Below are 25,882 nucleotides of genomic sequence, written 5' to 3'. Positions count from 1 at the left end.
CCAGATTACTCCGCCGCCACGCGGCCCTTTTTCAGCAGCGGGCCAAGATAGCGGCCGGTGTGGCTGTGCGGGTTTGCTGCGATATCCTCGGGCGTGCCGGTGCCAACCACCTGCCCGCCGCCATCGCCACCTTCGGGGCCGATGTCGATCACCCAGTCGGCGGTTTTCACCACGTCCAGGTTATGTTCGATCACCACGACCGTATTGCCCTGTTCGACCAGCTCGTGCAGCACTTCCAGCAGCTTGCGCACATCTTCGAAATGCAGGCCGGTGGTGGGCTCATCCAGGATATACAGCGTGCGCCCGGTGGCCCGGCGGCTAAGCTCCTTGGACAGCTTCACCCGCTGCGCCTCGCCGCCCGACAGGGTGGTCGCCTGCTGCCCGACCTTGACATAGCCAAGGCCGACGCGGTTCAGCGCCTCCATCTTGTCGCGGATCGCAGGAACCGCGCTGAAGAACTCGCGTGCATCCTCGCAGGTCATGTCCAGCACATCGGCGATGGACTTGCCCTTGAAGCGGATCTCCAGCGTCTCGCGGTTATAGCGCTTGCCCTTGCAGGTTTCGCATTCGACATAGACATCTGGCAGGAAGTGCATCTCGATCTTGATGACGCCGTCACCCTGACAGGCCTCGCAGCGCCCGCCCTTGACGTTGAAGCTGAAGCGCCCCGGCTTGTAGCCGCGGGCCTGGGCTTCGGGCAGGCCGGAAAACCAGTCGCGGATCGGGTCGAAGGCGCCAGTATAGGTGGCGGGGTTTGACCGCGGCGTGCGTCCGATGGGGCGCTGGTCAATGTCGATCACCTTGTCGAGCTGTTCGAACCCCTTGATCGTCTCGCAAGGCGCAGGCGTTTCGCGCGCGCCGTTCAGACGGATGGCGGCGGATTTGTAGAGCGTCTCGATGGTTAGGGTGGACTTGCCGCCACCGGAAACGCCGGTCACGCAGATGAACTTGCCCAGCGGGAAATCGACCGTGACGTTCTTGAGGTTGTTGCCGCTCGCGCCGACCACGGTCAGCTTTTTCCCGTTGCCCTTGCGCCGGGTGGCTGGCACCGCGATTTCGCGCGTGCCGGACAGGTATTGCCCGGTCAGGCTGGCCGGATCGGCGGCGATCTGGCCTGGCGTGCCATGGGCGATCACCCGGCCACCATGCACCCCGGCACCAGGGCCGATGTCAAAGACGTAATCCGCCTCGCGGATCGCATCTTCGTCATGTTCGACCACCAGCACCGTATTGCCCTGATCGCGCAGCCCCTTCAGCGTGTCCAGCAGCCGGTCGTTGTCGCGCTGATGGAGGCCAATCGACGGCTCGTCCAGCACATAAAGCACCCCGGTCAGGCCCGACCCGATCTGGCTGGCCAGCCGGATGCGCTGCGATTCCCCGCCCGACAGCGTGCCGGCGTTGCGCGACAGCGTCAGGTATTCAAGACCGACGTTGTTCAGGAACCCCAGCCGCTCGCGGATTTCCTTGACGATGGCGCGGGCGATTTCCTGGCGCTGGGGTGTCAGCGTGTCCATCACGCCCTCGATCCAGTGCAGCGCCTCCTTGATCGACTTTTCCACCACCTGCCCGACATGATGCCCGGCGATCTTCACCGCCAGCGCCTCGGGCTTGAGCCGGTAGCCACCGCAGGCCCCGCAGGCGCGGTTGTTCTGATAGCGCTCCATCTCTTCGCGCGACCAGGCGCTGTCGGTTTCCTTGTAGCGCCGTTCCATGTTGGGAATGACGCCTTCAAAGGTGCGCGTGACCTGATAGACGCGGCCGCCTTCGTCATAGCGGAAGGGGATTTCCTCGCCCTTGGACCCATACAGGAACATCTGCCGGACGTTTTCGGGCAGATCCTTCCATTTCTTCTTGCGGTCGAACTTGTAGTGGGTGGCCAGCGCCTCGATGGTCTGGACGAAATAGGGGGTCTTGGATTTCGCCCAAGGCGCAATGGCGCCTTGCAGCAAGGTCAGCCCCTGATCGGGCACCACCAGGCGTTCGTCAAAGAACAGCTCCACCCCCAGCCCGTCACAGACCGGACAGGCCCCAAACGGCGCGTTGAAGGAAAACAGCCGCGGCTCGATTTCCGGAATGGTAAAGCCCGACACCGGGCAGGCGAACTTTTCGGAAAACACCAGCCGCTCGGGCTCGCCTTCAGAGGGGGCGGTTTCCAGAATGGCAATGCCATCGGCCAGGTTCAGCGCGGTGCGGAAACTGTCGGCCAGCCGCACCTGAAGCCCGTCGCGCACGACGATACGGTCGACCACTACGTCGATGTCATGGCGGAATTTCTTGTCCAGCTCGGGCGGCTCGTCGAGCTCATGGAACTTGCCGTCCACCTTGACGCGCTGAAAGCCCTGCTTGCGCAGCTCCAGCATTTCCTTGCGGTATTCGCCCTTGCGGTCGCGGATGATCGGCGCCAGCAGATAGCCGCGGGTGCCTTCGGGCAGCGCCATCACCCGGTCCACCATGTCCTGCACCTGCATCGCCTCGATGGGCAGGCCGGTGGCCGGGCTGTAGGGAATGCCGACGCGGGCGAACAGCAGGCGCAGATAGTCGTAGATTTCCGTGACCGTGCCAACGGTCGAGCGCGGGTTCTTGCTGGTGGTCTTCTGTTCGATGCTGATGGCCGGGGACAGACCGCTGATATGGTCCACATCCGGCTTTTGCATCATGTCGAGGAACTGGCGCGCATAGGCCGACAGCGATTCCACATAGCGCCGCTGGCCTTCGGCATAGATCGTGTCGAACGCCAGGCTGGACTTGCCCGACCCGGAAAGCCCGGTGATCACCACCAGCTGGTCGCGCGGAATGTCGACGTCGATGCCCTTGAGGTTATGTTCGCGCGCCCCGCGCACCTCGATGAACTTCTGCTCGGCCATAGGACACCCCCGGACACACACCCCGCGATACATAGACCGATTTCCGACCATCGCCAACCGGAAAGCATGAACGATTGGTGAACATACGGCAGTGCAGCGATGCAGCTGCAACACAAATTCGAGAAATTGAATGTTTTAGCCGCGCGCCCCCTTGCACTGTCCGCGCCAGACGCCAGATTACGCGGCAACCAACCATGAAAGGCAGCCCGAATGTTCGGCTTTTCTCGTTCCTCCGGCCCGGCAGTGGGCCGCATGTCTGCCAAGGATGCCGTGGCCCGGCATGACCGCGGCGACCTCGTCGTGGTCGATGTGCGCGACATCTCCGAGGTGCGCGCCTCGGGCACGGCTTCGGGCGGGGTGCATGTGCCGCTTATGAAGCTGGCCATGGCCGCCGACCCGCGCCACCCCGACCACAACCCCGCCCTGGACCCGGCCCGCCCCATCGCGCTGTTCTGCGCGGCCGGTGGCCGCTCGCAGATGGCCTGCGAGATGCTGCTGAAGATGGGCTATACCGAGGTCTACAACATCGGCGGCTTTGGCGACTGGTGCGCGGGCGGCGGCAAGGTCGCGCGCTGATCCAAGGCGCCGGTTCCTTGCGCGGAACCGGCCAAGCTATCAAAGGGTCGGCGCCCGCAGACGGGCGCCGATCTTTTACATGGCGGTCCAGCCGCCATCGACGCTGATGGTCGTGCCGGTGATCTGCGCGGCAGCGTCTGAGCACAGGAACACCGCCGTCCCGCCCATCTGCTCGACCGTGGCGAAATCGCCCGAGGGCTGGCGCGAGAGCATGACCTTCTTGATCACCTCTTCGCGGCTCATGTTGTGGACCTTCATCTGGTCCGGGATCTGCTTTTCCACGATCGGCGTCAGCACATAGCCGGGGCAGATCGCGTTGCAGGTGATGCCTTGGCCGGCGCATTCCAGCGCCGTGGTCTTGCTTAGCCCGACGATGCCATGTTTCGCCGCCACATAGGCCGATTTGAACGGCGATGCGGTCAGCCCATGCGCCGAGGCGATGTTGATGACCCGGCCCCAGCCCCTGGCCCGCATCCCCGGCAGCGCGGCCGCCGTGGTGTGGAAGGCCGAGGACAGGTTGATCGCGATGATCGCGTCCCAGCGGTCGGCCGGGAATTCCTCGATCGGCGCGACGAACTGGATCCCGGCGTTGTTGACCAGAATATCGCAGCCGCCCGCCTGTTCGATCAGCGCGCGGCACTCGGCCCCCTTGGACATGTCGGCCTGAATATAGCGCACGGGAACGCCATGGTCGGCCGACAGCTTCGCGGCCAGCGCGTGATCCTCGGGCGTGTCGGTGAACGAATTGATCACCAGCTCTGCCCCGGCCTTCGCCAGTTCCACCGCGACGCCCAGACCGATGCCGGAATTCGATCCGGTCACGATTGCGCGTTTCCCCTTCAAGGCCATGGCACCCTCCGTGTTTTGTGCGTACGCAGCATAGGCAATGGATCGGGCAATGCCAGAGGGTGGACTGCGGGGGCCAAAAAAAACGCCCGCGTGACGCGGGCGTTGAGTGTTGAGGCAGGTTTCATACAGGCAAGAAACCTATCGAGCAGTGCCTAACATATACGCTGCAACATGCCGGATTCCAACCCGAAAGTTTGCACGATCAATCACGACCGCGTATCACGGGGCTCAACGAAACAAGGGCGAGAGGCATTGTTGCCAGAATGACAGGGCATTTTTTCCGCAGCGCATGGACCGGACTCGCGGTGATTTCCACGCTGGCCTTCGCTGCGCCGACATGGGGCGATTCTGCACAGGCGCAGACCACCAGCCATGGTATTGCCATGCATGGACAGCCCGCCCTGCCCCCGGATTTTGTGGCCCTGCCTCAGGCCAATCCCGACGCCCCCAAGGGCGGGCGCATCGTGATGGGAGAGGTCGGAGGCTTCGATTCGCTCAATCCTTTCACCACGCTGGGACGTGCGCCGGCCTGGGTCTCGCCCCTGACGGTCGAGACATTGATGGGCCGCGCCTGGGACGAACCCTTTACCGTCTACGGGCTGCTGGCGGAAAGCGTGACAACGAACGACTCACGAACTTTTGTCGAATTCACCCTGCGCGAGGGGGCCCGATTCGCGGATGGCAGCCCGGTGACCGTCGAGGATGTGCTGTGGTCCTTTGATGCGCTGGCCGAGGCACACCCGCGCTATGCTGCAGCGCATGGCAAGGTGGCGAAAGCCTGGGCGACCGGGCCGCGCAGCGTGCGGTTCGATTTTTCCGAAGCCGACCGCGAATTGCCGCTGATCCTTGGGCTGCGCCCGGTCCTGAGCCGCAAGGACTGGGACGGGCGCGATCTCAAGGCCTCGGCCATGCGTGCGCCGCTGGGGTCGGGGCCCTATGAGGTGGCTGCGGTCGATCCCGGCCGCTCGATCACCTTGCGCAAGCGGGCTGACTGGTGGGCCCGGGATCTGCCACTGATGCGGGGGCTGCACAATTTCGACGAGGTGAAGATCGAATATTTCGCCGATGCCTCGGTGATGTTCGAGGCGTTCAAGGCCGGCGCCATCATGACCTTCCGCGAAGGTCAGGCCGCCCGCTGGATGAGCGGCTATGATTTCCCGCGCGTGACATCGGGCGAGGTGGTGAAATCGGAAATCCCCCATGGCCGCCCTGCCATGATGACCGGCCTTGCAATGAACACCCGCCGCCCGCAATTCTCTGACTGGCGGGTCCGTCAGGCGCTGATCGACAGTTTCAACTATGAGTTCATCAACACCACGATCAACGGCGGCACCGAGCCGCGCGCCCGGTCGTGGTTCTGGAATTCCGATCTGGCGATGGGCGAGGGACCGGCGGACGAGGCGGTGCGCGCCCTGCTGGCGCCCTTTGCCAGCACGCTGCCTCCGGATGCGCTGGACGATCTGTCGCTGCCTGTCGCTGATGGGTCCGAGGCGAACCGCGCCGGACTGCGCCGCGCGGCGCGCCTGCTGGAAGAGGCAGGCTGGACCGTAACGGCCGGCCGGCGGCAGAATGCCCAGGGCGAGCCGATGGCGTTTGAAATCCTTGTGCCGATTGGCGGGTCCGAAATGCGCGCGGTGGTGACGATCTGGATCCGCGCGCTGGAGCGGCTGGGGATCACGGCGCGGCTGGTTGCGGTAGACGATGCCCAGATGAACGCCCGGCTGCGGGATTATGATTTCGACATCACTCCGATCACCCGCGCCAATTCGCTCAGCCCTGGCAACGAGCAGTTGCTGTATTGGGGCCGGGCGGGCGTGACCTTGCCTGGCACCCGCAATATCGCCGGGGTCGACAGCCCGGCCGTCGAGGCGATGATCGCCGAGATGCTGGCCGCACAGGCGCCCGAAGATTTCCGCACCGCCGTGCGCGCCCTGGACCGGGCGCTGATGGCGGGGCGCTATGTCATCCCGATGTGGTTCGCCGACCGCTCGCGCCTCGCGCATGACCGGCGGCTGAAGTATGCCGCCGATCGGCTGCCGGTCTATGGCGATGCGGCCGGGTTCCTGCCCGATGTGTGGTGGTGGCAGGACTGAAAGGCGTGACCCTCGCGCATCTGTGAGAGGCAGAAACGGGGGGCCAGCCCCCCGACCGGCTTGGCAGCCGGTCCCCCCCCGGGGTATTTGAGGCAAGGTGAATGCGCATTTCGGGCAAACCGGAGGCAATAGAGGCAGAGCAATGAAAGCGATGATACTGGGCGCGGCCCTGATGCTGGCACTGGCCGGGTGCAATACTGTCGATGGTGTGGGACGCGACATCTCGGGCGCGGCGCAGCGCGTGGGCACCTGGTTCTAGTCCCCGTTGACCTTGGCGCCGCAGCGCGCAAGGGTTTGCCATGCGCCGCACCGACCGCCTGTTCGACCTGATCCAGATCCTGCGTGACGGGCGGCTGCACCGTGCGTCCGAGATGGCCGAGCGGCTGGGCGTTTCAGTGCGCACCATCTGGCGCGACATGGCGACGCTGATGGCCAGCGGAATGCCGGTCGAGGGCGAGCGCGGCGTCGGGTATATCCTGCGCGCGCCGATCACCTTGCCGCCGATGATCCTGTCCGGGGACGAGATCGAGGCCCTGCGCGCCGGGGTGCGCCTGGTGGCCGAGGGCGCCGATCCGGCGCTGGCGCGGGCCGCGCGCAGTCTGGCCGCCAAGATCGCCTCGGTGACGCCGGCGCCGCCCGAGGGGGACGATCTCTTTGCCTTTACGGGCGAAGAGTCGGGCCATGTTCCGACCATGATCCCCGCGATCCGGTCCGCCATTACCGGGCGAGAGCGGCTGACCATCAGCTATATCGACCCCGAGGGCCGTGAAAGCCACCGCGACATCCGGCCCCTGGCGCTGGACATGGAAGGGCGGGTCTGGACCCTGGCGGCGTGGTGCGAATTGCGCGGCGGCTTTCGCAGCTTTCGCATCGACCGGATCGTCGCGCTGTCCCCCACCGGCGAGATCTTCCCGCGCGAGGCCGGGCACGAGCTGGCGGACTATCGCGCGCACATGGCGCCTGGCCCCTGACACCCGCTTGCGCTGCGGCCAGCGTTTCGCCATGGTCGCGCCGGTTAGAGACGGGAGTTTCCGATGACCAGCACCTTTGTCACCGCCGGCCCCTTTGCCGGCCAGAAGCCGGGCACCTCGGGCCTGCGCAAGAAGACCGCGCAGTTCCGCGCGCCGCATTACCTTGAATGCTTCGTCCAGGCGATCTTTGACGCTGTGGGCGCCAGCGGCAAGGTGCTGGTCCTTGGCGGCGACGGGCGCTTTTTCGGGCGCGAGGCGGCGGGGATCATCTTGCGCATGGCGGCGGCCAACGGCGTGGCGCGGGTCATTGTCGCGCAAGGCGGGCTGCTGTCGACCCCGGCCGCCTCGCATCTGATCCGGCTCAATGGGGCGGATGGCGGGATCGTGCTGTCGGCCAGCCACAATCCGGGCGGCGAGGACGGCGATTTCGGCGTCAAATACAACATCAGCAATGGTGGCCCGGCGCCCGAATCCGTGACCGCCGCGATCCATGCGGCCAGCGAGCGGCTGACCGGCTATCGCATTTCGGACCAGCCGGCGCCTGATCTGGACCGCATCGGGGAAACCGATCTGGACGGCATGGCCGTGCAGATCGTCGATCCGGTGCTGGATTATGCCGAGCTGATGGAGCGGCTGTTCGACTTTGACGCGATCCGCGCGATGATCGCGGGCGGCTTCACCCTGCGCTTCGATGCCATGTGCGCCGTGACCGGGCCCTATGCGGTCGAAATCCTGGAACGGCGGCTGGGCGCGGCGCCCGGATCGGTGGTCAATGCGGTGCCGCTGCCGGATTTCGGCGGGATGCACCCCGATCCCAATCCGACCTGGGCCTCGGACCTTTACGAGCGGCTGATGTCAGAGACCGGCCCCGATTTCGGCGCCGCCTCGGACGGCGATGGCGATCGCAACATGATCCTTGGCCGCGGCGCCTATGTGAATCCGTCGGATTCGCTGGCCGTTCTGGCGGCCCATGCTCATCTGGCGCCCGGCTATGCTGGCGGGATCAAGGGGATCGCCCGATCCATGCCCACCTCCACCGCCGCCGACCGCGTGGCCGAGGCGCTGGGGATCGAGGCGCATGAAACCCCGACCGGCTGGAAGTTCTTTGGCAACCTGCTGGACGCTGGCCGCGCCACGATCTGCGGCGAGGAAAGCTTTGGCACCGGCTCGGATCATGTGCGCGAAAAGGACGGGCTCTGGGCGGTGCTGCTGTGGCTGAATGTGCTGGCGGCCACCGGCCAGGGCGTGAGCGATCTGCTGGGCGCGCATTGGCGCCGGTTCGGCCGCACCTTCTATTCGCGCCACGACTACGAGGCGCTGCCGGTGCCGCAGGCCGAAGCCGCCATGTCCCAGCTGCGCGGCGCGCTGGACACCCTGCCCGGCAAGACCATCGCGGGCATGAAGGTCGCGGCGGCCGATGACTTCGCCTATGTCGATCCGGTGGACGGATCAGTCAGCAAGGGTCAGGGCCTTCGGGTGATCTTTGCCAATGGCGCCCGGATCGTTCTGCGCCTCTCGGGCACCGGAACCGAAGGCGCAACCCTGCGGCTTTACCTGGAACTGCACTCCGACGATCCCGAGACCTTCGGCGCAGACCCGCAGGACATGCTGGCGCCCGTGATCGCCGCAGCCGAGGAACTGGCCGGAATCGCCCGCCACACCGGACGCATCGCGCCCGACGTGATCACCTGAGCCGGCGCCCCTTTTCGCCTTGAAGAAAATATCCTGCGGGGGGAATGGCATTGGCCCTGCCAATGCCATGGGGGGCGCAAAGCCCCCCTGCGCCGTCCCCCGTCCGCGCCGGTCTCAGCCGCCAGCCGCACCGCTTTGCAAGACGCCGCCAGCCGGGGCCACCATGGCGGGCGTGACCGCAGCAACGGGCTCGCGGCGCGGCGGCTGTCCGGCGCGGCGCGGTGCAAAGTCTATGGGGGCATCGGCCAGCAGGCGGCGCAGCTCGGCCTCGTCATCGGCCTCGCAGGCGGCCTGCAACTCGGCGATCAGCGGGGCCAGTCGCTGCCAGTCCAGCGAGGTCTCGCTGGCCGTCAGAATGCGCGGGTGGCGGGTCGGCTCGCTGATCGTGCCGATGAACAGCTCTTCGAACAGTTTCTCGCCCCGGCGCGGCGCCGTAAAGGCAATCGGGATCACATCCGCGACCGCCGCCGTCTTGCGCGCCGCCGGATCGCCCTCGATCACCGGGGTAAAGCCGGACAGGCGGATCATCCGCTCGGCCAGTTCGGCAATCTTCACCGGCTCGCCCATGTCCAGCAAGAAGACGTTGCCGCCCTTGTCCCCATGGGCCAGGGCGCTGGCCTGGATCACCAGCTGCGAGGCTTCGGTGATGGTCATGAAATAGCGCATGATCTCGCGGTGGGTCACGGTGACCGGGCCGCCTGCAGCGATCTGGCGGCGAAACAGCGGGATCACCGAGCCCGAAGACCCCAGCACATTGCCGAACCGCACCATGGAAAAGCGCGTCTTGCCCCCGCCATGTGCCAGCGCCTGACAGACCAGCTCGGCCAGCCGCTTGGAGGCGCCCATCACATTGGTCGGCCGCACCGCCTTGTCGGTCGAGATCAGCGTGAAGCTTTCCACCCCGGCCGCCAGGGCCGCCTGAGCGCAGGACAGCGTGCCGAACAGGTTGTTCGCCAGCCCCTGAACGGCATTGTCCTCGACCATCGGCACATGCTTGTAGGCTGCGGCATGATAGATCGTCTGCACGCCATGGCTGCGCATCAGCTTTTCCATCCGTGCCCGGTCGCGCACAGTGCCCAGGACCTGCACGATCCGCACGTCCAGCCCTTCGGCCTTGCGGGTGGCGGACAATTCCTGCCCGATCTCGAACAGCGCGTATTCCGATTGTTCGAACAGCACCAGCACGCGGGGGCGCTGGTGCAGGATCTGGCGGCACAGCTCTGCCCCGATCGACCCGCCGGCGCCCGTCACCAGGACCGACTTGTCACGAATGTTCGCCGCCATCAGCGCGGCATCCGGCGGCACCGGATCGCGGCCCAGCAAATCCTCGACCGAGACTTCGGTGATCTCGTTCACCTTGTGCTTGCCGGTCACCAGTTCGGCCATGCCGGGGATGGTCTGCACCCGCACCGGCAGATGTTCCAGCCGCTTGAGGATCTGCGCCCGCACCGCGCGGCTGACCGACGGCATGGCCAGCAGCAGCACCTTGGCGCCGTAATCGCGCAACAGGCGTTCAAGTTCCGATGGCGCAAAGACCCGAAGCCCGGCGATCTGGCTGCCCCACAGGTCGGGGTTGTCGTCGACAAAGGCAACGGCGGTATGTTCCAGCCCCTGCCCCATCGAATGCACCGTCTGGCGCCCGGACTGTCCCGCGCCATAGATGATCACCCGCGTCTTGTCGCGCGAATGGGTGCGCTGGTAGATGGCGCGCAGCGCAAAGCGCACGCCGCCCACGGTGCACATCGCCAGCACGGCATAGATCACCGGCACGGCCGGCGGTATCGGCAGGTCCAGCCAGACGATCATCGCCGACACCGCCAGCGCGCTGGCCACGACCCCGTTGACGATGGTGATCAGCGCGCGCAGCCCCATATAGCGGATGACCGCGCGATAGAAGCCCAGCTTGACAAAGATGATCAGCGTGACCGGCAGCGCCGCCACCAGCGCCGCCCAGACCTTGCCCTGGGTCAGAAACGCAAGGCTTTCGGTGCGCAAGAACATGGCCAGCGCAAAACTTGCCGACAGCAAAATCGTATCGGCCAACACCTGAAGAATACGCTTGTGGGTGCGCGGCATATCGAACAGCGCACGAAGCGGATCACCCGACATCAGTCTTCCTACCCTGTGACGGTCATGGGGAACCGTCTTGTCAAATCGTCAAATCGAAACGTTCGTTCGCACCGATAGCATGACGCTGGAGGAGATGTCACATCAGAACTTGCACCCTGCGAGCATCGAACGGGCGTTTGCCCGGATGTTCGGCATGATTGTGCCAATGGTATGGCCGAAGGGCTGTACAATTGCCCGGGAATGCTGCAGCGCGGAAACTGCCCCGGATGGCGGGCCAGGCTGTCGCCCGCCCCGCCCGAAGGCCCCGATCACCCGGCGCGATAGTTCGGCGACTCGCGGGTGATCTGCACGTCGTGGACGTGGCTTTCCTTGAGCCCCGCATTGGTGATGCGCACGAAATTGCAGTTGGCGCGCATCTCGGCCACCGTGCGGTTGCCGGTATAGCCCATCGCGGCGCGCAATCCGCCCACCATCTGGTGCACCACGGTCGCGACCGGCCCCTTGTAGGGCACCTGACCTTCGATCCCTTCGGGGACCAGCTTGTCGCTGGCCGCATCCTTCTGGAAATAGCGGTCGGCCGAGCCGCGCGCCATGGCGCCCAGGCTGCCCATGCCGCGATAGCTCTTGAAGCTGCGGCCGTTCCACAAGATCACCTCGCCGGGCGATTCATCGGTGCCTGCGACGGCCGAGCCGACCATGGCACACGAGGCGCCCGCCGCGATGGCCTTGGCGAAATCGCCCGAATACTTGATGCCGCCATCCGCGATCACCGGAATATCCCCGGCCTCGCCCGCCGCATCCATGATCGCGGTCAGCTGCGGCACGCCGACGCCCGCCACGATCCGCGTGGTGCAGATCGACCCCGGACCGATCCCGACCTTGACCGCATCGGCCCCGGCCTTGATCAGCGCCCGCGTCGCCGCCGCCGTCGCCACGTTGCCCGCGACCACCTGCACCGAGTTCGAGAAGTTCTTGATCCGCTCGACCGCCATGGCGACGCCTTCGGAATGGCCATGGGCGGTGTCGATCACCACCATGTCCACCCCGGCCTCGATCAGCGCCTTGGACCGCTCGAACCCGTCATTGCCCACGGTCGAGGCGGCGGCAACCCGCAGGCGGCCCAGCTCGTCCTTGCAGGCCTGCGGGTTCAGCACCGATTTTTCCGTGTCCTTCAGCGTCAGAAGGCCGGTCAGCTTGCCGCGGCCATCCGTCACCAGCAGCTTTTCGATCCGGCGCGACTTCATCAGGCTGATCGCCTCTTCGCGGTCGACCGGCTCGCGCAGGACGGCAAGGTTCTCGGCCGTCATCATCACCGAAACCGGGGTGCGGTCGTCGCTGGCAAAGCGCATGTCGCGGTTGGTCACGATGCCGACGACGCGGCCCACCTCGTCCACCACCGGAAAGCCGGTGATGTTGTAGCGCTCCATCAGCAGCTTGGCATCGGCCAGCGTCTGATCGGGGCGCAGCGTGATCGGGGAATAGACGACGCCGGATTCGAACCGCTTGACGCGGCTGACCTCGCGCGCCTGTTCCTCGATGCCGAGGTTGCGGTGGATCACGCCCATCCCGCCGACCTGCGCCATGGCGATGGCCATGCGCGCTTCGGTCACGGTATCCATCGCGCTGGACAGCAACGGGATGTTCAGCCGGATCGAGCGGGTCACATTCGTCGCCGTGTCCGCCTCGGACGGCAGCACATTGGATGCAGCCGGAACCAGAAGCACGTCGTCGAAGGTAAGTGCCTCGCGAATCTCCATGGGGGCCTCCTCGGAGTTGTTCGTTTGGCGGTTCCCCCTTTCATGGCCGGGCCAAAAGCGCAAGGGGCAAACTGCCCTCTGCATCGCGCGGCCCCTTGCCGCTGTCCGCCCGGCATGGTTCATCAAGCCATCCGGCAGACAGGGGCGGAACATGCGGGTTGCCATCGTCGAGAATACCAGGATCACCCATCACGGGCAGGTCGGCGTCGCGCTGCACGAGGCGGCGGCGCGAATCGGGCTCTATCGCCCCTGGGCCGATGGCGCCCTGCCCGACCCGGCCGACCATGACGCGCTGGTGGTCTTTGGCGGCGAGCAATCGGCGCTGGCCGACGACACCCACCCCTATCTGCCGGAACTGGCCGCGCGGATGCAGGCGTTCACGCAAGCCGACAAGGCGGTTCTGGGGATCTGCCTGGGCGCGCAGGTGCTGGCCCGGGCCTTTGGCGGGGTGAACCGGCTGGGCGCGGCGCCCGAATTCGGCTGGTGCCAGGTGGACTTGCGGCCCGAGGGGCTGGCCGATCCGCTGTTTCGCGGGGTTGGCCGCGGCTTTCGCAGTTTCCATCTGCATTCCGACACGTTCGACCTGCCCACCGGCGCGGTGCATCTGGCCACGGCGCCGGGCGTGCCGTCACAGGCCTTCCGCATCGGGCGCGCCACCTATGGCACGCAGTTCCACTTCGAGGCCTCGCGCGCCGTGGTGGCCGACTGGAACCGGCTGTTCAGCCATCTCTTTCGCGAGCAGACCGCCGACTGGGACCGGATCTATCCGCAGACCGAGGCCGCGTTCGGCGCCGCCTCGGATGCCGCAGGGCTGCAACTGGCGCGCAACTGGGTGGCGCTGATCTAGGCCTGCGCGGCGTTGGTCTTGACCGCAAGGCCGCCCTTGGCCCAGGCCTGCATCACCTTGACGGCAATCGTGACCACGATGCCGGTGGCAGCCGCCAGAAGCAGCAATCCGGCCACCTGCCAGCCATTTGCCAGCAGCGCCGACGCACAGGCGGCGATCGGAAAGGTGAAGGCGCCCCACAGCGCCGAAAACCCGGATTGCGTCAGCCAGGCGCTTGCGGCCACCAGACCCAGCAAGATCACCAGCGCCAGCGCCAGGAACCCCGTGGCCAGCCCGCCAAGACCCAGCATCGCGGCAACCGTCGCAAACAGGCTGGCCGGCGCAAGATGGATCGCCAGCAGCGGGCGCAGCGGCGCTGGCGGAATGCGCGTCGCGATCTGATAGAGGCTGACCGCCCAGATCGCCGCCGCCACCGGAATGGTCGCATACAGGATCCCTTGCGCCAGCCCCGCATGGCCCAGCGGGATCAGCGACAGCGGCGCGATGATGTAGCCCACATAGGTCAGATGCCAGACCGGGGTGATCACCCGCGCCTCTTCGGGCCCGGTCAGGAACAGGCGCAGCAGGGTCAGGCCAAGCAGCACATGGGCCACCAGCGCCGCGATCAGCACCCCCAGCGCCAGCCCCGGCGCATAGGGCACCAGTGCCGCCGCAAGCAGCATGCCCGACAGGTTCGCCGCCGTCAGCCCGGCCCGCCCGGGCAGGATGCGCAAATCCTCGGCCACCACGCCAGGGCGCTGTGCGACCTTGGCCAGATAGGCCAGCAGCGCGAACAGATAAAGCAGCGTCACCGCCCCCAGCAGGGCCTCGGCCAGACCGGGCAGCAGGCCCACCGCCTCGGTCCCGCGCCGCCAGGCAAGGCCCAGGCCGAACAGCCCCATCACCGGCGGGAAGATCGCCGGGGGCGTGCGGCGGAACAGGCCGCGCTGGGTCTGGTTGCGAAAGGCGGGCGGCTGCTGACTGGTCATGGCGAACCCCTTGCGTTTTCCCGCAAGTAACAGGGCCGCGACCTTGGGCCAATCCCCTGCGGCAACCCGACGCGCGCCGCGGGGCTCCTGTGCTGCACAGATCGGGTCTTGGCCGAACGGCACCGCAACCCGCCCCCGTCATGGCGCGCGATGGAAACTTGCGCCCGGACCGGCGGCAGGGCTTGCATCCGGGGCGCATCGGGCGGACACTTGCGCCAGTCAGTCGCGGAGAGGGCCATGATCGAAATCGGGATCGACAAGGTGGTGCAAGTCCTGTTCCTCGCGCGCGAGGGCGATGCGGGCGCCGCCGAGATGAAAGCCTTTGTCGATGCGCTGAACGATGATGAAAAGGCGCATCTGACCGCGATCGCCTGGGTGGGCCGCGGCGCCTTTGAGCCCGAGGATTACGCCTCTGCCGTCGAGACCGCCTTTGCCGAGGCGACGATTCCGACCGCAACCTATCTGGCAGGGATGCCGCATCTGTCCGAAAACCTCGAGGCCGGGCTCGAGGCGCTGGGGGTGGATGTCTCGGACGCCGAGGCCGACTTCCTGTAACCTACAGGTGGCGCGCAGCCTCTTTGCGGGCAAAGGGTTTCAGCCGTGCGCCATGGTCGGCCAGGAAGGCGCGGGTGCGGTCTGCATCATGCCGTGACAGATCGCGCAGCCACCAGGCAATGGCCTTCTGGATGAACCAGTCGCGGTCATCGGCATAGTTTTCGGCCCAGCCCAGCACACGTTCGCGGATGTCCAGATCGTGCGGCTTGGGATTGTTCATCTTGGCCCAGGGCAGCGTCATCACCAGCGCGGCGCGGCGGGTCCACATGTTGGGATGCGTGGTCCAGCCCGCGACGGTTTCCAGCCGCGACGGGTCGGCCACCAGGCGCTTTTGCCCCGCGATGCTGGCGTGATCGGCGGTGGACCACCCTTCGAACCCGGGGGCCCAGCGGGCGATCAGCGCCCAGGCGCCGCTGTCATCGGGGCGGATGCGGGCCTGTTCCAGCAGCTTGGCCGCCGCGACCATGGTTTCGTGGATGCCCATGTCCCACAGCGCCGCCGCCAGCGACAGCCGGTCATCGAGCGTCAGGGTCTGGCGCCAGTCGCGCGCCAGCGCGTCGATCTGCGGCACGGCAATGCCCAGATACCGGCGCGGGATCTTGTGATAGGCCGCCATTTCGTCGGCCTTGACCGGATCGGCCAGCGCCATCAGGGCGGCAAGGGCATCATCGGGGGTCATGCAGGGTAATCCATTGCCTGAACTATACCGCGCAACCTATTCCACAGTCACGGATTTTGCCAGATTGCGCGGCTGATCCACATCGGTCCCCTTGGCCACCGCCGCATGATAGGCCAGCAACTGGGCCGGCACGGCATACAGGATCGGCGCCAGCAGCGCGGGCACGTCGGGCAGCGCAAGGCCGTGCCAGACGCCATCTCCGGCCTGATCCAGACCCGCCCGGTCCGACAGCAGCACGACCTTGCCATGGCGCGCCATGACCTCTTGCATGTTCGAGACGGTCTTTTCGAACAGCGCATCGCGCGGGGCCAGCACGACCACGGGGACCGTTGCGTCGATCAAGGCGATGGGGCCGTGCTTGAGTTCGCCCGAGGCATAACCTTCGGCGTGGATGTAGCTGATTTCCTTGAGTTTCAGCGCACCTTCCAGCGCAAGGGGATACATCGGGCCTCGCCCCAGGAACAGCACGTCCTGCGCCTTGGCCAGATCGGTGGCCAGCGCGCGGATGTCGTCGTCCAGCCCCAGCGCATGGTTCATCAGCCCCGGCAGGCTGCCCAGCGTGGTCAGATGGGCGGCCACCGCCGCCGCATCCAGCCGCCCGCGGTCCAGCCCGGCCTTGAGCGCCATCAGCACCAGCACCAGCAGCTGGTTGGTGAAGGCCTTGGTCGAGGCAACGCCCACCTCGATCCCGGCCAGGATCGGCAGGGCAAGCCCGGCCTCGCGCGCCATGGACGAGGTGGGCACGTTGACCACCGCCAGCGTGCGCGCCACCCGGTCCTGCGCATGGCGCAGCGCGGCCAGCGTATCGGCGGTTTCCCCCGACTGGCTGACGAACACCGCCCAGCTGGCCGGATCCAGCACCGGGTCGCGATAGCGGAATTCGGACGCGATATCGACGTCGCAGGGCAGGCCTGCCAGCTGTTCGAACCAGTATTTCGCGACCTGGCAGGCGATGTTCGCCGTGCCGCAGGCCACCAGCACCAGACGCGAGACGCCGGTGAAATCCAGCTCGGCCGGCAGGCGCAGGCCCGTGCGGTCCGGGGTCAGGTAATGGCGCAAGGCATCGGCCAGAACCACCGGCTGTTCGGCAATTTCCTTCATCATGAAATGGCGATAGCCGCCCTTTTCCACCCGCACGGAATCGATCTTGATCCGCGTCTGGGCCCGGTTCGCCAGCCGGCCCGAGGCATCATAGATCACCGCGCCTGCGCGGGTGACTTCGGCCCGGTCGCCTTCTTCCAGATAGGTGATGCGATCGGTCAGCGGCGCCAGCGCGATGGCATCAGAGCCGACGAACATCTCGCCATCGCCATGGCCGATCGCCAGCGGCGAGCCCTTGCGGGCCGCGATCAGCAGATCGTCCTCGCCCTCGAAGAGGAAGCACAGGGCAAAGGCGCCTTCCAGCCGGGCCAGCGTGCGGGCGGCCGCCTGGCGCGGCGCGTCGCCTTCGTCCATGTGGCGCCGGGTCATCAGGGCGACGGTTTCGGTATCGGTCTGGCTTTCGGGATGATAGCCCGCCGCAAGAAGTTCCTCGCGCAACTCCTTGAAATTCTCGATGATTCCGTTGTGGACAACCGCGACCTGACCCGCGCGGTGCGGGTGGGCATTGGCCACCGTTGCCGCACCATGGGTGGCCCAGCGGGTATGGCCGATCCCGGCCTTGCCGGTCAGCGGTTCATGCACCAGCAGATCCGATAGGTTGACCAGCTTGCCGACCGCGCGCCGGCGGTCAAGCCGGCCATGATCGACCGTGGCGATGCCCGCCGAGTCATATCCGCGATATTCCAGCCGCTTGAGCGATTCCACCAGCAGGGGCGCAACCTCGTGGTCGCCCAGCACTCCGACGATGCCGCACATTTACTGAACTCCGGTCATTGTGGCTGGCAGAGGACCGGGGGTTTCACACCCCCGGACCCCCGTGGGGTATTTGGAAAAGGCAAAGACCATCATGCCCGCGCGGCCTTGATGGCGCGCAGCTTCTCGAACAGGCGCGTGGCCAGGCCGGGCTTGTTGGCCTGGCGGGCCCGGGCGACGGCCAGGGCCTCGGGCGGGACATCCTGGGTGATGACCGATCCGCTGGCGGTCAGCGCGCCATCCCCCACGGTGACGGGCGCGACCAGCATGGTATCCGAGCCGATGAAGACGCCTTTGCCGATGGTGGTGCGGTGTTTCATCACCCCGTCGTAATTGCAGGTCACGGTGCCGGCGCCGATATTGGTATGTTCGCCCACCGTGGCATCGCCAAGGTAAGTCAGATGGCCGACCTTCACGCCCTCGTCCAGGATGGCGTTCTTGATCTCGACGAAGTTGCCGACATGCACATCTTCGGCCAGTTCCGCGCCGGGGCGCAGGCGGGCAAAGGGGCCAACGGTGGCGCCGCGGCTGATGTGGCAGCCTTCGAGATGGCAGAAGGCGCGGATTTCGGCGCCCGATTCCACGGTGACGCCGGGGCCGAAGACGACGTTGGGGCCGATGGTGGCATCGCGCCCGACGAAGGTGTCCCAGGCGAAGAAAACGGTATCTGCGGCCTGCATGGTGACGCCGGTCTCCAGCATCTCGGCGCGTTTGCGGGCCTGAAAGGCGGCTTCGGCGGCGGCAAGTTCGGCGCGGGTGTTGATGCCCAGCGTCTCGGCTTCGTCGCAGATCACGACGCCGGCGGTCAGGCCGCGCGCGCGGGCCAGGCCCACCACATCGGTGAGGTAATATTCCCCCGCCGCATTGTCGTTGCCCACCTGGTCGATCAGGTCGAACAGCACCCCGGCATCGGCAGCCATGACGCCCGAATTGCACAGCTCGATCGCGCGTTCCTCGGGGCTGGCATCCTTCCATTCCACGATGGCCAGCAGATCATCGCCGCTGGTGACCAGCCGGCCATAGCGGCCCGGATCAAGGGCGTTGAAGCCCAGCACCACCACATCATGGCGCGCCCGCGCGGCAACCAGGCGTTCCAGCGTTTCGGGGGTGATGAAGGGCGTGTCGCCATACAGCACCACGGCATCGCCATGCCCGACCTGGGACCGGGCCTGCGCGACGGCATGGGCGGTGCCAAGGCGATCTTCCTGCAGGACGATCCGTGCCTCGGGGTCAAAATCCAGCACCGCCTTGCCGACCTGATCGGCGCCGTGCCCGGCCACCACCACCACGCGCTCGGGGTCCAGTGCCCGGCCTGCGGCCAGCGCGTGGACGACAAGCGGCGCCCCGGCCAGCGGGTGCAACACCTTGGGCAGGTCAGAGTTCATGCGGGTGCCTTGGCCTGCGGCAAGGACGATCAGGGACAGCGCCATTCAGGAGGCCTTTTCATTTGCTCGTCCCCGTTCTACCCGTCAGGGGCGGCACCGCAAGGGGGCGGGGCTTCACGTCGTCTTTCCCAATGTGACAGGAGGTGGCAATGCGGGCGGTGATCTTCGATCTGGATGGCACGCTGGCCGATACCTCTGCCGATCTGCTGGCGGCGGCGAATGCGGCCTTCGGTCTGGCAGGTCATGGCGCCCCGCTGGACGCGGGCGATGCGCTGACCGCCTTTCATGGCGGGCGGGCGATGCTGCGGCTGGGGGCCGAGCGGCTGGGCCTTGGCTGGGACGAGGACGAGGTGGGGCGCCACTATCCCGTGCTGCTGGACGCCTATGAAGGCGCGATCGACACCCATACCCGGCTTTACCCTGGCGCCGCCGAGGCGGTCGAGGCGCTGCGGGCCGAGGGCATCGCGGTTGGCATCTGCACCAACAAGCCCGACCATCTGGCAGAAAAGCTGCTGGTCCGGCTGGGGGTTAGGGACATGTTCGCCGCCATGGTGGGCGCCAACACCCTGCCCGTGCGCAAGCCCGATCCGGCGCCGCTGGTCCATGCCATTGCCGGGGTCGGCGGCGATCCGGCGCGCGCCGTGCTGATCGGCGATACCGAGACCGACCGCAAGACCGGCCGCGCGGCCGGGGTGCCCGTGGTGCTGGTGACCTTTGGCCCCGAAGGCGAGGGCGTTTCACGCCTGGCCCCGGATGCGCTGCTGCATGGCTATCCGGGGTTGCGCGCCACCATCGCCCCCTTCATCGACCGGAGCTGACCGATGCAGCCAAGCCTTGCCCCCGAAGGGCCGCCGCTGGCGCCGCCTGCCTCGCGCCATGCCTTTGGCTTTGTGCTGATCACGGTCTTGCTGGACATGGTGGGGTTCGGGATCATCATTCCCGTCCTGCCCTCGCTGATCGAAGAGGTCGGCCATGTCGGGCTGGCCGAGGCTGCGACCATCGGCGGGTGGATGTTCTTTGCCTTTTCCATGGCGCAGTTCCTGTTCGCGCCGCTGGTGGGCAACCTGTCGGACAGTTTCGGGCGCCGGCCGCTGCTCTTGCTGGCGATCTTTGGGCTGGGGATGGATTATGTGCTGTCGGCCTGGGCGCCGTCGCTGGCCTGGCTGTTCGTGGGGCGCGTTCTGGCCGGGGTGTGCGGATCGTCCTGGGTCATTGCCAATGCCTATATCGCCGATGTCACCCCGCCCGAGGGGCGGGCCAAGGCATTCGGTCTGATGGGCGCGGCCTTTGGCGTCGGCTTCGTGATCGGGCCGGCCATCGGCGGGCTGCTGGGCGAGCTGGGGCCGCGGGTGCCGTTCTGGGCCGCGGCGGGGATTTCGTTCCTGAACTTCGTCTATGGCTGGGTCGTGCTGCCCGAGACGCTGGCCCCGGCCAACCGGCGCGCCTTTGACTGGCGCCGGGCCAACCCGTTCGGCGTGTTCGCGGTGTTCCGCAGCTATCCGGGCGTGATCCCCTCGCTTGTCGTGCTGTTCCTGTTCTTCTTTGCCTCGGCGGTCTATCCGGCGATCTGGCCGTTCTGGGGCATGGCGAAATTCGGCTGGTCCGAGGCGACGGTGGGCCTGACGCTGGCGATCTTCGGGCTGATCATGGCCGGGTTTCAGGGCCTGGCCACCGGCCCTGCCGTTGCCCGCTGGGGCGAGGTGCGGGTGGCGGTTGCGGGTCTGGTCTGCGCAGCCATCGCCGCCACCGGCTATGGGTTTGTCGGCACGCTGGGCGCGGTGATCGTGCTGATGCTGGTCCATGGGCCCGAAGGCTTCGTGCATCCGATGCTGATGGCGCTGATGTCGAAAGTCGTGCCCGAGAATGCGCAAGGCGAATTGCAGGGTGGCATCTCGGCGGTGATGAACATTGCCATGCTGGCAGGAACCGTGGTCTTCACGCAGGTTTTCGCGCATTTCATGGCGCCGGGGGCTGCCTGGCAGACCCCGGATGCCGCCTATTTCCTGGCCGGTGCGATCATGGCGGTCGCACTGGCGCTGTATCTGTGGACCTTGCGGGGGGAACGTGATGCCTGAGGTCTTTGCCGGCAGCTTTACCCAGCAAGAGCCGATCCCCGAAGCCGGGATCGAGGCCGCCGTTGCCGTGATGCGTCATGGCCGCCTGCACCGCTACAACACGGCCGGCGAGACCGCCGAAACCGCGCTGCTGGAGCAAGAATTCGCCCGCTACACCGGGGCGCGTTATTGCCTGGCGGTCGCCTCGGGCGGGGCGGCGATGCGGCTCGCGTTGCAGGCGGCGGGCGTCGGCCCCGGCGTTCAGGTGCTGACCAATGCCTTCACGCTGGCCCCGGTGCCCGGCGCCATTGCCGCGCTGGGGGCAGAGCCGGTCTTTGTGGAAACCACCCCTGCCCTGACCATCGACCTTGATGATCTGGCCGCCAAGGCCCGGCCCGGCATGGTGCTGCTGCTCAGCCACATGCGCGGCCATCTGGCCGACATGGACGCGCTGATGCGCCTGTGCGATGCGGCCGGTGTGCGGGTGATCGAGGATTGCGCCCATACGATGGGGGCGGCGTGGAACGGCACACCTTCGGGCCGTCATGGCCTTGCGGGCTGTTATTCGACCCAGACCTACAAGCACATGAACTCGGGCGAGGGCGGGCTGATCGTCTCGGACGATGCGGACCTTATGGCGCGGATGGTGCTGCTCTCGGGCAGCTACATGCTCTATGACCGGCACAGCGCGGCGCCAGGGCCAGGGGCCTATGAGGGCCTGCGCGAAACCGTGCCGAATGTGTCGTCCCGCATGGACAACCTGCGCGCGGCGGTGCTGCGCCCGCAGATCCCGCTGCTGGCCGACCGGGTGGCCCGCTGGCGCGCGCGGTATGAGGTGATCGAGGCCGGCTTGCAGAACATCCCCGGTCTGCTCACCATTGCGCGCCCAGCGGCGGAAACCTATGTCGGCTCGTCGTTCCAGTTCGTGTTGCCTGGCCGTGACCCGGCGTGGATCGAGGCGTTTCTGGCCCGCACCGCCGCGCGCGGGGTCGAGCTGAAATGGTTCGGCCGCCGCGCGCCGATGGGCTTTACCTCCAGCCATCACAGCTGGCGCTATGCGCCACAACAGGCGCTGCCACAGACCGATGCCGTTCTGTCGGGGCTGATCGACATGCGCCTGCCGCTGACCTTCAGCCTGGATGATTGCGCACAGATCGCCCGCATCATCGCGGCCGAGGCCACCAGCAACGCCCCGCCGCCCGCGGGCCACCTGCGCCAGGGCGACTGATCCGGCCAGCCCCCATGGAATCGCGCAAGGCGCAATCCAGCCATCTTGGCGGCTGGCACAGTGCCCGATTCGCAGGCAGTTTCCCCGGCACCGAGTCGCGCGCTGATTGTGCGGCTACAAAATCTCGCTGACGGTGCGTCAACGCGCCCGTATCGCTGGTGCCGCCGAAAGCGCCAGCGTGCAACCCACAGGTGTGATGACGCAAGTTCATCCGTCGGTTAGCATTTGGTCAGTCCAACAGGGCATTTGAGTAAATTCACTACATTTTCTGTCTGCAGCTTGATCTAGGGGGAGATCCGGTGATGCAAGACGCGAATTTTTCGGGATTGTCCGAATTGCGCGACGTGCGCCGCGAGTTGCGCGGCATCATGGTCACGGTCGGTCTGTTCAGCCTGTTCATGAACCTGCTGATGCTGACAGGGCCGCTGTTCATGCTTCAAACCTACGATCGCGTGCTGTCCGCGCGGTCGGAATCCACGCTGGTCGCGCTGGTCGCGCTGATGGCCTTCATGTTCCTGATCATGGGCCTGCTTGACTGGGCGCGGGGGCGGCTGCTGACCCGGATGGGCGCGCGGTTTCAGGCGCGCCTTGACCGGCGGGTGTTCAACGCGATCCTCAAGCGGTCGGTATCGGACCAGAAGATCGACGAAAAGACCGGCAGCGGGCAACAGCTCAAGGATCTCGAGGCGGTGAACCGCTTCTACGCCTCGCCGGTCTTTGCCGCGCTGTTCGATGCGCCCTGGACGCCAGTCTTTCTGATCGGCCTTGGCTATTTCCACCCGTGGATCGGCGCCTTTGCCGTGACGGGCGGATGCCTTCTGGCGCTGTCGGCCGTGCTGAACCAGTACAGCACCCGCACATCCAGCGTGAAGGCGGCGGTTTCGGGCTTTGTCTCGGACCGCTACGCCGACCAGCTGCGCGACGAGGCCGAGACGATCCGCAGCCTTGGGATGCAGTCGAACGCCTTCGAGAAATGGGGCCGCTCGCGCGAGAAGGCGCTGGATCTGAGCGTGCGTTCGGCCGATATGGGGGGCACATTCTCCAGCCTGTCGCGCATCTTCCGCATGTTCCTGCAATCGGCCATGCTGGGATTGGGCGCCTATCTGGTGCTGCAAGGCCAGATCGCACCGGGCGTGATGATCGCCTCGTCGATCCTGATGGGGCGCGCGCTTCAGCCGGTCGAGACGTTGATCAACCAATGGCCGATGGTGCAACGGTCCAAGCGGGCCTGGGACAATCTGGCCGCCCTGCTGGCCGAGGTGGACGAGGACAAGCCGACCGTCGAATTGCCCCGCCCGCGGGCCCGGCTGGAGGTGCAGGGCATCTCCGTGACCCCGCCCAAAGGCAAGGCCCCGACCCTGCGGCAGGTCAGCTTCAGCATCAACCCCGGCGAGGCGATCGGCGTGATCGGCCCAAGCGGGGCGGGCAAATCGACGCTGGCACGCTGCCTGACGGGGGTGTGGCCGCTGACATCGGGCAAGATCAAGCTCGATGGCGCGCCGCTTGATCAATACCACCCGGAACGCCTGTCGGAATATATCGGCTACCTGCCCCAGCGCGTGTCGCTGTTCGATGGCACTGTGGCCGAGAATATCGCCCGGCTGTCGCAGAAGTTCGACCATGAACGGGTGATCGAGGCCGCCCGCAAGGCCGCCGCGCATGACATGATCCTGCGCTTGCCGCAAGGCTACAACACGCCCGTGCAATCCATCGGCACCCAGCTTTCGGGCGGGCAGATCCAGCGCATCGGCCTTGCGCGGGCGCTGTATGGCAATCCGGTGCTGCTGGTGCTGGACGAGCCCAACTCGAACCTCGACAACGAGGGATCGGTTGCCCTGAACCGCGCGATCATCGCCATGAAAGAGGCTGGGAACGCGGTGATGATCATGGCGCACCGGCCATCTGCCATCAAGGAATGCGACAAGCTGCTGGTGCTGGAAGACGGCACCCGCAAGGCCTGGGGCCCGCGGGAACAGGTGATGTCGGAAATGCTGGCGAATGTTCAGGTGATCCGCAAGGCGGTCGGGGGGCTGGCATGACCGACGCAGCCCATACCCCCGGCTATACCACCGCGCGCCTTCCGACCCTTGTGGGTTTTGGTGCCATGGCGATCATGATCGCAGGTCTTGGCATCTGGGCGACCCAGGCGCAGATCGACGGCGCCGTCGTTGCCTCGGGCCGGGTGATCGTCGATCGCAACCGCCAGGCAGTGCAGCACCCCGACGGCGGGGTCGTCAAGGCGGTGCTGGTCAAGGAAGGCGATTCGATCACCCGCGGCGATGTGCTGGTCCAGCTGGACCCCACCTTGCCGCAATCGGAGCTGAGCATCATCGAAAGCCAGCTTTACGAGCTGATGTCGCGCCGCGGCCGGCTGGAGGCGGAACGCGATGGTGCCACCGACATCGTCTTTGACCCCGCCCTTGTCGAGGCGGCGGCCAGGGACGAGCGGATCGCCACGCTGATGCGCGGCCAGAAATCGCTGTTCGAGGCCCGGCTGGAAAGCTTTCGCCAGGGTCTGACCCAGCTGGAAAACCAGCAACTGCAACTGGAACAGCAGGTCGAGGGGATCGACGCGCAGCGCGCCTCGTTGCAGCGGCAGATCGAGCTGACCGAGGAAGAGAAAACCGGCCAGGAAACGCTGCTGGAACGCGGGCTGGCCCAGGGCACCCGCGTTCTGAACCTGCGCCGCGAGGTGGCCCGTCTGGCCGGTTCCATCGGCGAGATGCAGGCCCGGCGCGGGCAGGCAATGGAAAACATCTCGGAAATCAAGATCGAGATGCTGCGCATGCACAGCCAGCGCCGGGAAGAGGCCATCACCACCTTGCGCGATCTTCAGATCAGCGAAATGGAGCTGGCCGAACGGCGCTATGCCCTGACCACCCGGCTCAACCGGATGGAGATCCGCGCCCCGCTGACGGGCGTGGTCTACGACGTGCGGCTGCTGGGCGAGCAATCGGTGATCCGGCCGGCCGATCCGCTGCTGTTCATCATCCCGCAGGACCGCCCCATGGTGATCGAATCGCGCGTCAGCCCGATCAACATCAACTCGGTCCATATCGGCCAAGAGGTGGTGATCCGCTTTCGCGCCTTCGACATGCGCGAAACGCCCGACCTTTTGGGCCGGGTCACGCGGATCTCGCCCGATGCCTTTACCGACCCGACGAACGGGGCGTCTTTCTATCGGGTCGAGGTGGAGCTGCCCGAGGCCGAACTTGCCAAGCTGCACGAAGGCCAGGTGGTCATCCCCGGAATGCCGGTCGATACCTTCCTGCGGACCGGTGAATATTCGCCCCTGACCTATCTGACCCAGCCGCTGACCCGCTATTTCAAGGATGCGATGCGGGAAGGCCACTGATCCCGGCCCATATTGGGCGATATCTGTTGACCTGTCTGAGGGGAAATCAATTCCCGCAGCCGGCCATGGCTGCGGGAATTTCATT

The 25,882-nt window shown here is 66.4% G+C and carries 20 protein-coding genes; 12 read left to right on the top strand and 8 right to left on the bottom strand.

Annotated elements, in window-relative coordinates; genetic code table 11:
* Window positions 1-5: 5 nt before the first annotated feature.
* Complete coding sequence (uvrA, locus tag G481_RS0101390) at window positions 6-2,864, bottom strand: excinuclease ABC subunit UvrA (protein WP_028028410.1); 2,859 nt, start codon at window positions 2,862-2,864, stop codon at window positions 6-8.
* Window positions 2,865-3,116: 252 nt separating this feature from the next.
* Here uvrA and G481_RS0101385 point away from each other — a divergent pair, with 252 nt between their 5' ends.
* A complete protein-coding gene (locus G481_RS0101385; RefSeq protein ID WP_245594905.1) occupies window positions 3,117-3,440 on the top strand; it encodes a rhodanese-like domain-containing protein in 324 nt (107 codons plus the stop codon).
* A gap of 75 nt (window positions 3,441-3,515) precedes the next feature.
* On the opposite strand, the gene G481_RS0101380 is transcribed toward G481_RS0101385, so the two are convergent.
* On the bottom strand, window positions 3,516-4,289 hold the full coding sequence (locus tag G481_RS0101380) for a 3-hydroxybutyrate dehydrogenase (protein WP_028028408.1): 774 nt from the start codon (window positions 4,287-4,289) through the stop codon (window positions 3,516-3,518).
* Window positions 4,290-4,552: 263 nt separating this feature from the next.
* Between G481_RS0101380 and G481_RS0101375 the strand changes: the two genes are divergently transcribed.
* The 4 genes from G481_RS0101375 to G481_RS0101360 all read left to right on the top strand — a co-directional run bounded on the left by G481_RS0101375 (window position 4,553) and on the right by G481_RS0101360 (window position 9,045).
* The gene (locus G481_RS0101375) at window positions 4,553-6,382 is read left to right on the top strand and encodes an extracellular solute-binding protein (RefSeq protein ID WP_084450571.1); all 1,830 of its coding nucleotides are present in this window, start codon (window positions 4,553-4,555) and stop codon (window positions 6,380-6,382) included.
* Window positions 6,383-6,524: 142 nt separating this feature from the next.
* Complete coding sequence (locus G481_RS25350; protein WP_154664493.1) at window positions 6,525-6,641, top strand: entericidin; 117 nt, start codon at window positions 6,525-6,527, stop codon at window positions 6,639-6,641.
* Window positions 6,642-6,681: 40 nt separating this feature from the next.
* On the top strand, window positions 6,682-7,353 hold the full coding sequence (locus G481_RS0101365) for a helix-turn-helix transcriptional regulator (RefSeq protein WP_028028406.1): 672 nt from the start codon (window positions 6,682-6,684) through the stop codon (window positions 7,351-7,353).
* A gap of 63 nt (window positions 7,354-7,416) precedes the next feature.
* Complete coding sequence (locus G481_RS0101360) at window positions 7,417-9,045, top strand: alpha-D-glucose phosphate-specific phosphoglucomutase (RefSeq protein WP_028028405.1); 1,629 nt, start codon at window positions 7,417-7,419, stop codon at window positions 9,043-9,045.
* Window positions 9,046-9,159: 114 nt separating this feature from the next.
* Here G481_RS0101360 and G481_RS22525 read toward each other — a convergent pair whose 3' ends face one another.
* Window positions 9,160-11,154 carry a polysaccharide biosynthesis protein gene (locus G481_RS22525; protein WP_035024754.1) on the bottom strand — a complete coding sequence of 665 codons (1,995 nt, stop codon included), beginning with the start codon at window positions 11,152-11,154 and terminating at the stop codon, window positions 9,160-9,162.
* Window positions 11,155-11,423: 269 nt separating this feature from the next.
* The gene (guaB, locus tag G481_RS0101350) at window positions 11,424-12,872 is read right to left on the bottom strand and encodes an IMP dehydrogenase (protein ID WP_028028404.1); all 1,449 of its coding nucleotides are present in this window, start codon (window positions 12,870-12,872) and stop codon (window positions 11,424-11,426) included.
* Between the two features lie 151 nt (window positions 12,873-13,023).
* Here guaB and G481_RS0101345 point away from each other — a divergent pair, with 151 nt between their 5' ends.
* Window positions 13,024-13,719 (top strand): type 1 glutamine amidotransferase, encoded by a 696-nt coding sequence (locus G481_RS0101345; protein WP_028028403.1) that lies wholly within the window; start codon window positions 13,024-13,026, stop codon window positions 13,717-13,719.
* Here G481_RS0101345 and G481_RS0101340 read toward each other — a convergent pair.
* Window positions 13,716-14,687, bottom strand: a complete 972-nt coding sequence (locus tag G481_RS0101340) for a TDT family transporter (protein WP_028028402.1) — start codon at window positions 14,685-14,687, stop codon at window positions 13,716-13,718. The genes G481_RS0101345 and G481_RS0101340 overlap by 4 nt on opposite strands.
* Before the next feature lie 237 nt (window positions 14,688-14,924).
* On the opposite strand from G481_RS0101340, the gene G481_RS0101335 reads away from it, so the two are divergent.
* Window positions 14,925-15,242, top strand: a complete 318-nt coding sequence (locus G481_RS0101335; protein WP_028028401.1) for a DUF3775 domain-containing protein — start codon at window positions 14,925-14,927, stop codon at window positions 15,240-15,242.
* Between the two features lies 1 nt (window position 15,243).
* On the opposite strand, the gene G481_RS0101330 is transcribed toward G481_RS0101335, so the two are convergent.
* The 3 genes from G481_RS0101330 to glmU all read right to left on the bottom strand — a co-directional run bounded on the left by G481_RS0101330 (window position 15,244) and on the right by glmU (window position 19,205).
* Window positions 15,244-15,921 (bottom strand): DNA alkylation repair protein, encoded by a 678-nt coding sequence (locus G481_RS0101330; RefSeq protein WP_028028400.1) that lies wholly within the window; start codon window positions 15,919-15,921, stop codon window positions 15,244-15,246.
* Between the two features lie 36 nt (window positions 15,922-15,957).
* On the bottom strand, window positions 15,958-17,778 hold the full coding sequence (gene glmS / locus G481_RS0101325) for a glutamine--fructose-6-phosphate transaminase (isomerizing) (protein WP_028028399.1): 1,821 nt from the start codon (window positions 17,776-17,778) through the stop codon (window positions 15,958-15,960).
* A gap of 89 nt (window positions 17,779-17,867) precedes the next feature.
* Window positions 17,868-19,205, bottom strand: a complete 1,338-nt coding sequence (glmU, locus tag G481_RS0101320; protein WP_028028398.1) for a bifunctional UDP-N-acetylglucosamine diphosphorylase/glucosamine-1-phosphate N-acetyltransferase GlmU — start codon at window positions 19,203-19,205, stop codon at window positions 17,868-17,870.
* A gap of 104 nt (window positions 19,206-19,309) precedes the next feature.
* On the opposite strand from glmU, the gene G481_RS22520 reads away from it, so the two are divergent.
* From G481_RS22520 to G481_RS0101295, 5 genes are all read left to right on the top strand, one after another.
* On the top strand, window positions 19,310-19,978 hold the full coding sequence (locus tag G481_RS22520; protein ID WP_035024751.1) for an HAD-IA family hydrolase: 669 nt from the start codon (window positions 19,310-19,312) through the stop codon (window positions 19,976-19,978).
* Between the two features lie 3 nt (window positions 19,979-19,981).
* Window positions 19,982-21,235, top strand: coding sequence for a TCR/Tet family MFS transporter (locus tag G481_RS0101310; protein WP_051294229.1), 1,254 nt, complete (start codon window positions 19,982-19,984; stop codon window positions 21,233-21,235).
* On the top strand, window positions 21,228-22,442 hold the full coding sequence (locus G481_RS22515) for a DegT/DnrJ/EryC1/StrS family aminotransferase (RefSeq protein ID WP_051294228.1): 1,215 nt from the start codon (window positions 21,228-21,230) through the stop codon (window positions 22,440-22,442). The genes G481_RS0101310 and G481_RS22515 overlap by 8 nt, the downstream gene beginning before the upstream one ends.
* Window positions 22,443-22,744: 302 nt before the next feature.
* Window positions 22,745-24,481: a type I secretion system permease/ATPase gene (locus G481_RS0101300; protein ID WP_154664492.1), complete on the top strand. Its 1,737-nt coding sequence runs from the start codon at window positions 22,745-22,747 to the stop codon at window positions 24,479-24,481.
* Entirely contained in the window at window positions 24,478-25,797 is a 1,320-nt protein-coding gene (locus G481_RS0101295) for an HlyD family type I secretion periplasmic adaptor subunit (protein ID WP_028028395.1), read from the top strand. Before G481_RS0101300 ends, G481_RS0101295 begins: the two co-directional genes overlap by 4 nt.
* Window positions 25,798-25,882: the final 85 nt, after the last annotated feature.

The sequence above is a fragment of the Gemmobacter nectariphilus DSM 15620 genome, assembly GCF_000429765.1.
GTDB classification, from domain to species: domain Bacteria; phylum Pseudomonadota; class Alphaproteobacteria; order Rhodobacterales; family Rhodobacteraceae; genus Wagnerdoeblera; species Wagnerdoeblera nectariphila.
This window is presented reverse-complemented; position numbering and strand designations above follow the sequence as displayed.

Bases quoted from the DNA above. Each gene is read 5' to 3' on its own strand.
- uvrA (WP_028028410.1), bottom strand. From the start codon at position 2,864: ATGGCCGAGCAGAAGTTCATCGAGGTGCGCGGGGCGCGCGAACATAAC.
- G481_RS0101385 (WP_245594905.1), top strand. From the start codon at position 3,117: ATGTCTGCCAAGGATGCCGTGGCCCGGCATGACCGCGGCGACCTCGTC.
- G481_RS0101380 (WP_028028408.1), bottom strand. From the start codon at position 4,289: ATGGCCTTGAAGGGGAAACGCGCAATCGTGACCGGATCGAATTCCGGC.
- G481_RS0101375 (WP_084450571.1), top strand. From the start codon at position 4,553: ATGACAGGGCATTTTTTCCGCAGCGCATGGACCGGACTCGCGGTGATT.
- G481_RS25350 (WP_154664493.1), top strand. From the start codon at position 6,525: ATGAAAGCGATGATACTGGGCGCGGCCCTGATGCTGGCACTGGCCGGG.
- G481_RS0101365 (WP_028028406.1), top strand. From the start codon at position 6,682: ATGCGCCGCACCGACCGCCTGTTCGACCTGATCCAGATCCTGCGTGAC.
- G481_RS0101360 (WP_028028405.1), top strand. From the start codon at position 7,417: ATGACCAGCACCTTTGTCACCGCCGGCCCCTTTGCCGGCCAGAAGCCG.
- G481_RS22525 (WP_035024754.1), bottom strand. From the start codon at position 11,154: ATGTCGGGTGATCCGCTTCGTGCGCTGTTCGATATGCCGCGCACCCAC.
- guaB (WP_028028404.1), bottom strand. From the start codon at position 12,872: ATGGAGATTCGCGAGGCACTTACCTTCGACGACGTGCTTCTGGTTCCG.
- G481_RS0101345 (WP_028028403.1), top strand. From the start codon at position 13,024: ATGCGGGTTGCCATCGTCGAGAATACCAGGATCACCCATCACGGGCAG.
- G481_RS0101340 (WP_028028402.1), bottom strand. From the start codon at position 14,687: ATGACCAGTCAGCAGCCGCCCGCCTTTCGCAACCAGACCCAGCGCGGC.
- G481_RS0101335 (WP_028028401.1), top strand. From the start codon at position 14,925: ATGATCGAAATCGGGATCGACAAGGTGGTGCAAGTCCTGTTCCTCGCG.
- G481_RS0101330 (WP_028028400.1), bottom strand. From the start codon at position 15,921: ATGACCCCCGATGATGCCCTTGCCGCCCTGATGGCGCTGGCCGATCCG.
- glmS (WP_028028399.1), bottom strand. From the start codon at position 17,778: ATGTGCGGCATCGTCGGAGTGCTGGGCGACCACGAGGTTGCGCCCCTG.
- glmU (WP_028028398.1), bottom strand. From the start codon at position 19,205: ATGGCGCTGTCCCTGATCGTCCTTGCCGCAGGCCAAGGCACCCGCATG.
- G481_RS22520 (WP_035024751.1), top strand. From the start codon at position 19,310: ATGCGGGCGGTGATCTTCGATCTGGATGGCACGCTGGCCGATACCTCT.
- G481_RS0101310 (WP_051294229.1), top strand. From the start codon at position 19,982: ATGCAGCCAAGCCTTGCCCCCGAAGGGCCGCCGCTGGCGCCGCCTGCC.
- G481_RS22515 (WP_051294228.1), top strand. From the start codon at position 21,228: ATGCCTGAGGTCTTTGCCGGCAGCTTTACCCAGCAAGAGCCGATCCCC.
- G481_RS0101300 (WP_154664492.1), top strand. From the start codon at position 22,745: ATGCAAGACGCGAATTTTTCGGGATTGTCCGAATTGCGCGACGTGCGC.
- G481_RS0101295 (WP_028028395.1), top strand. From the start codon at position 24,478: ATGACCGACGCAGCCCATACCCCCGGCTATACCACCGCGCGCCTTCCG.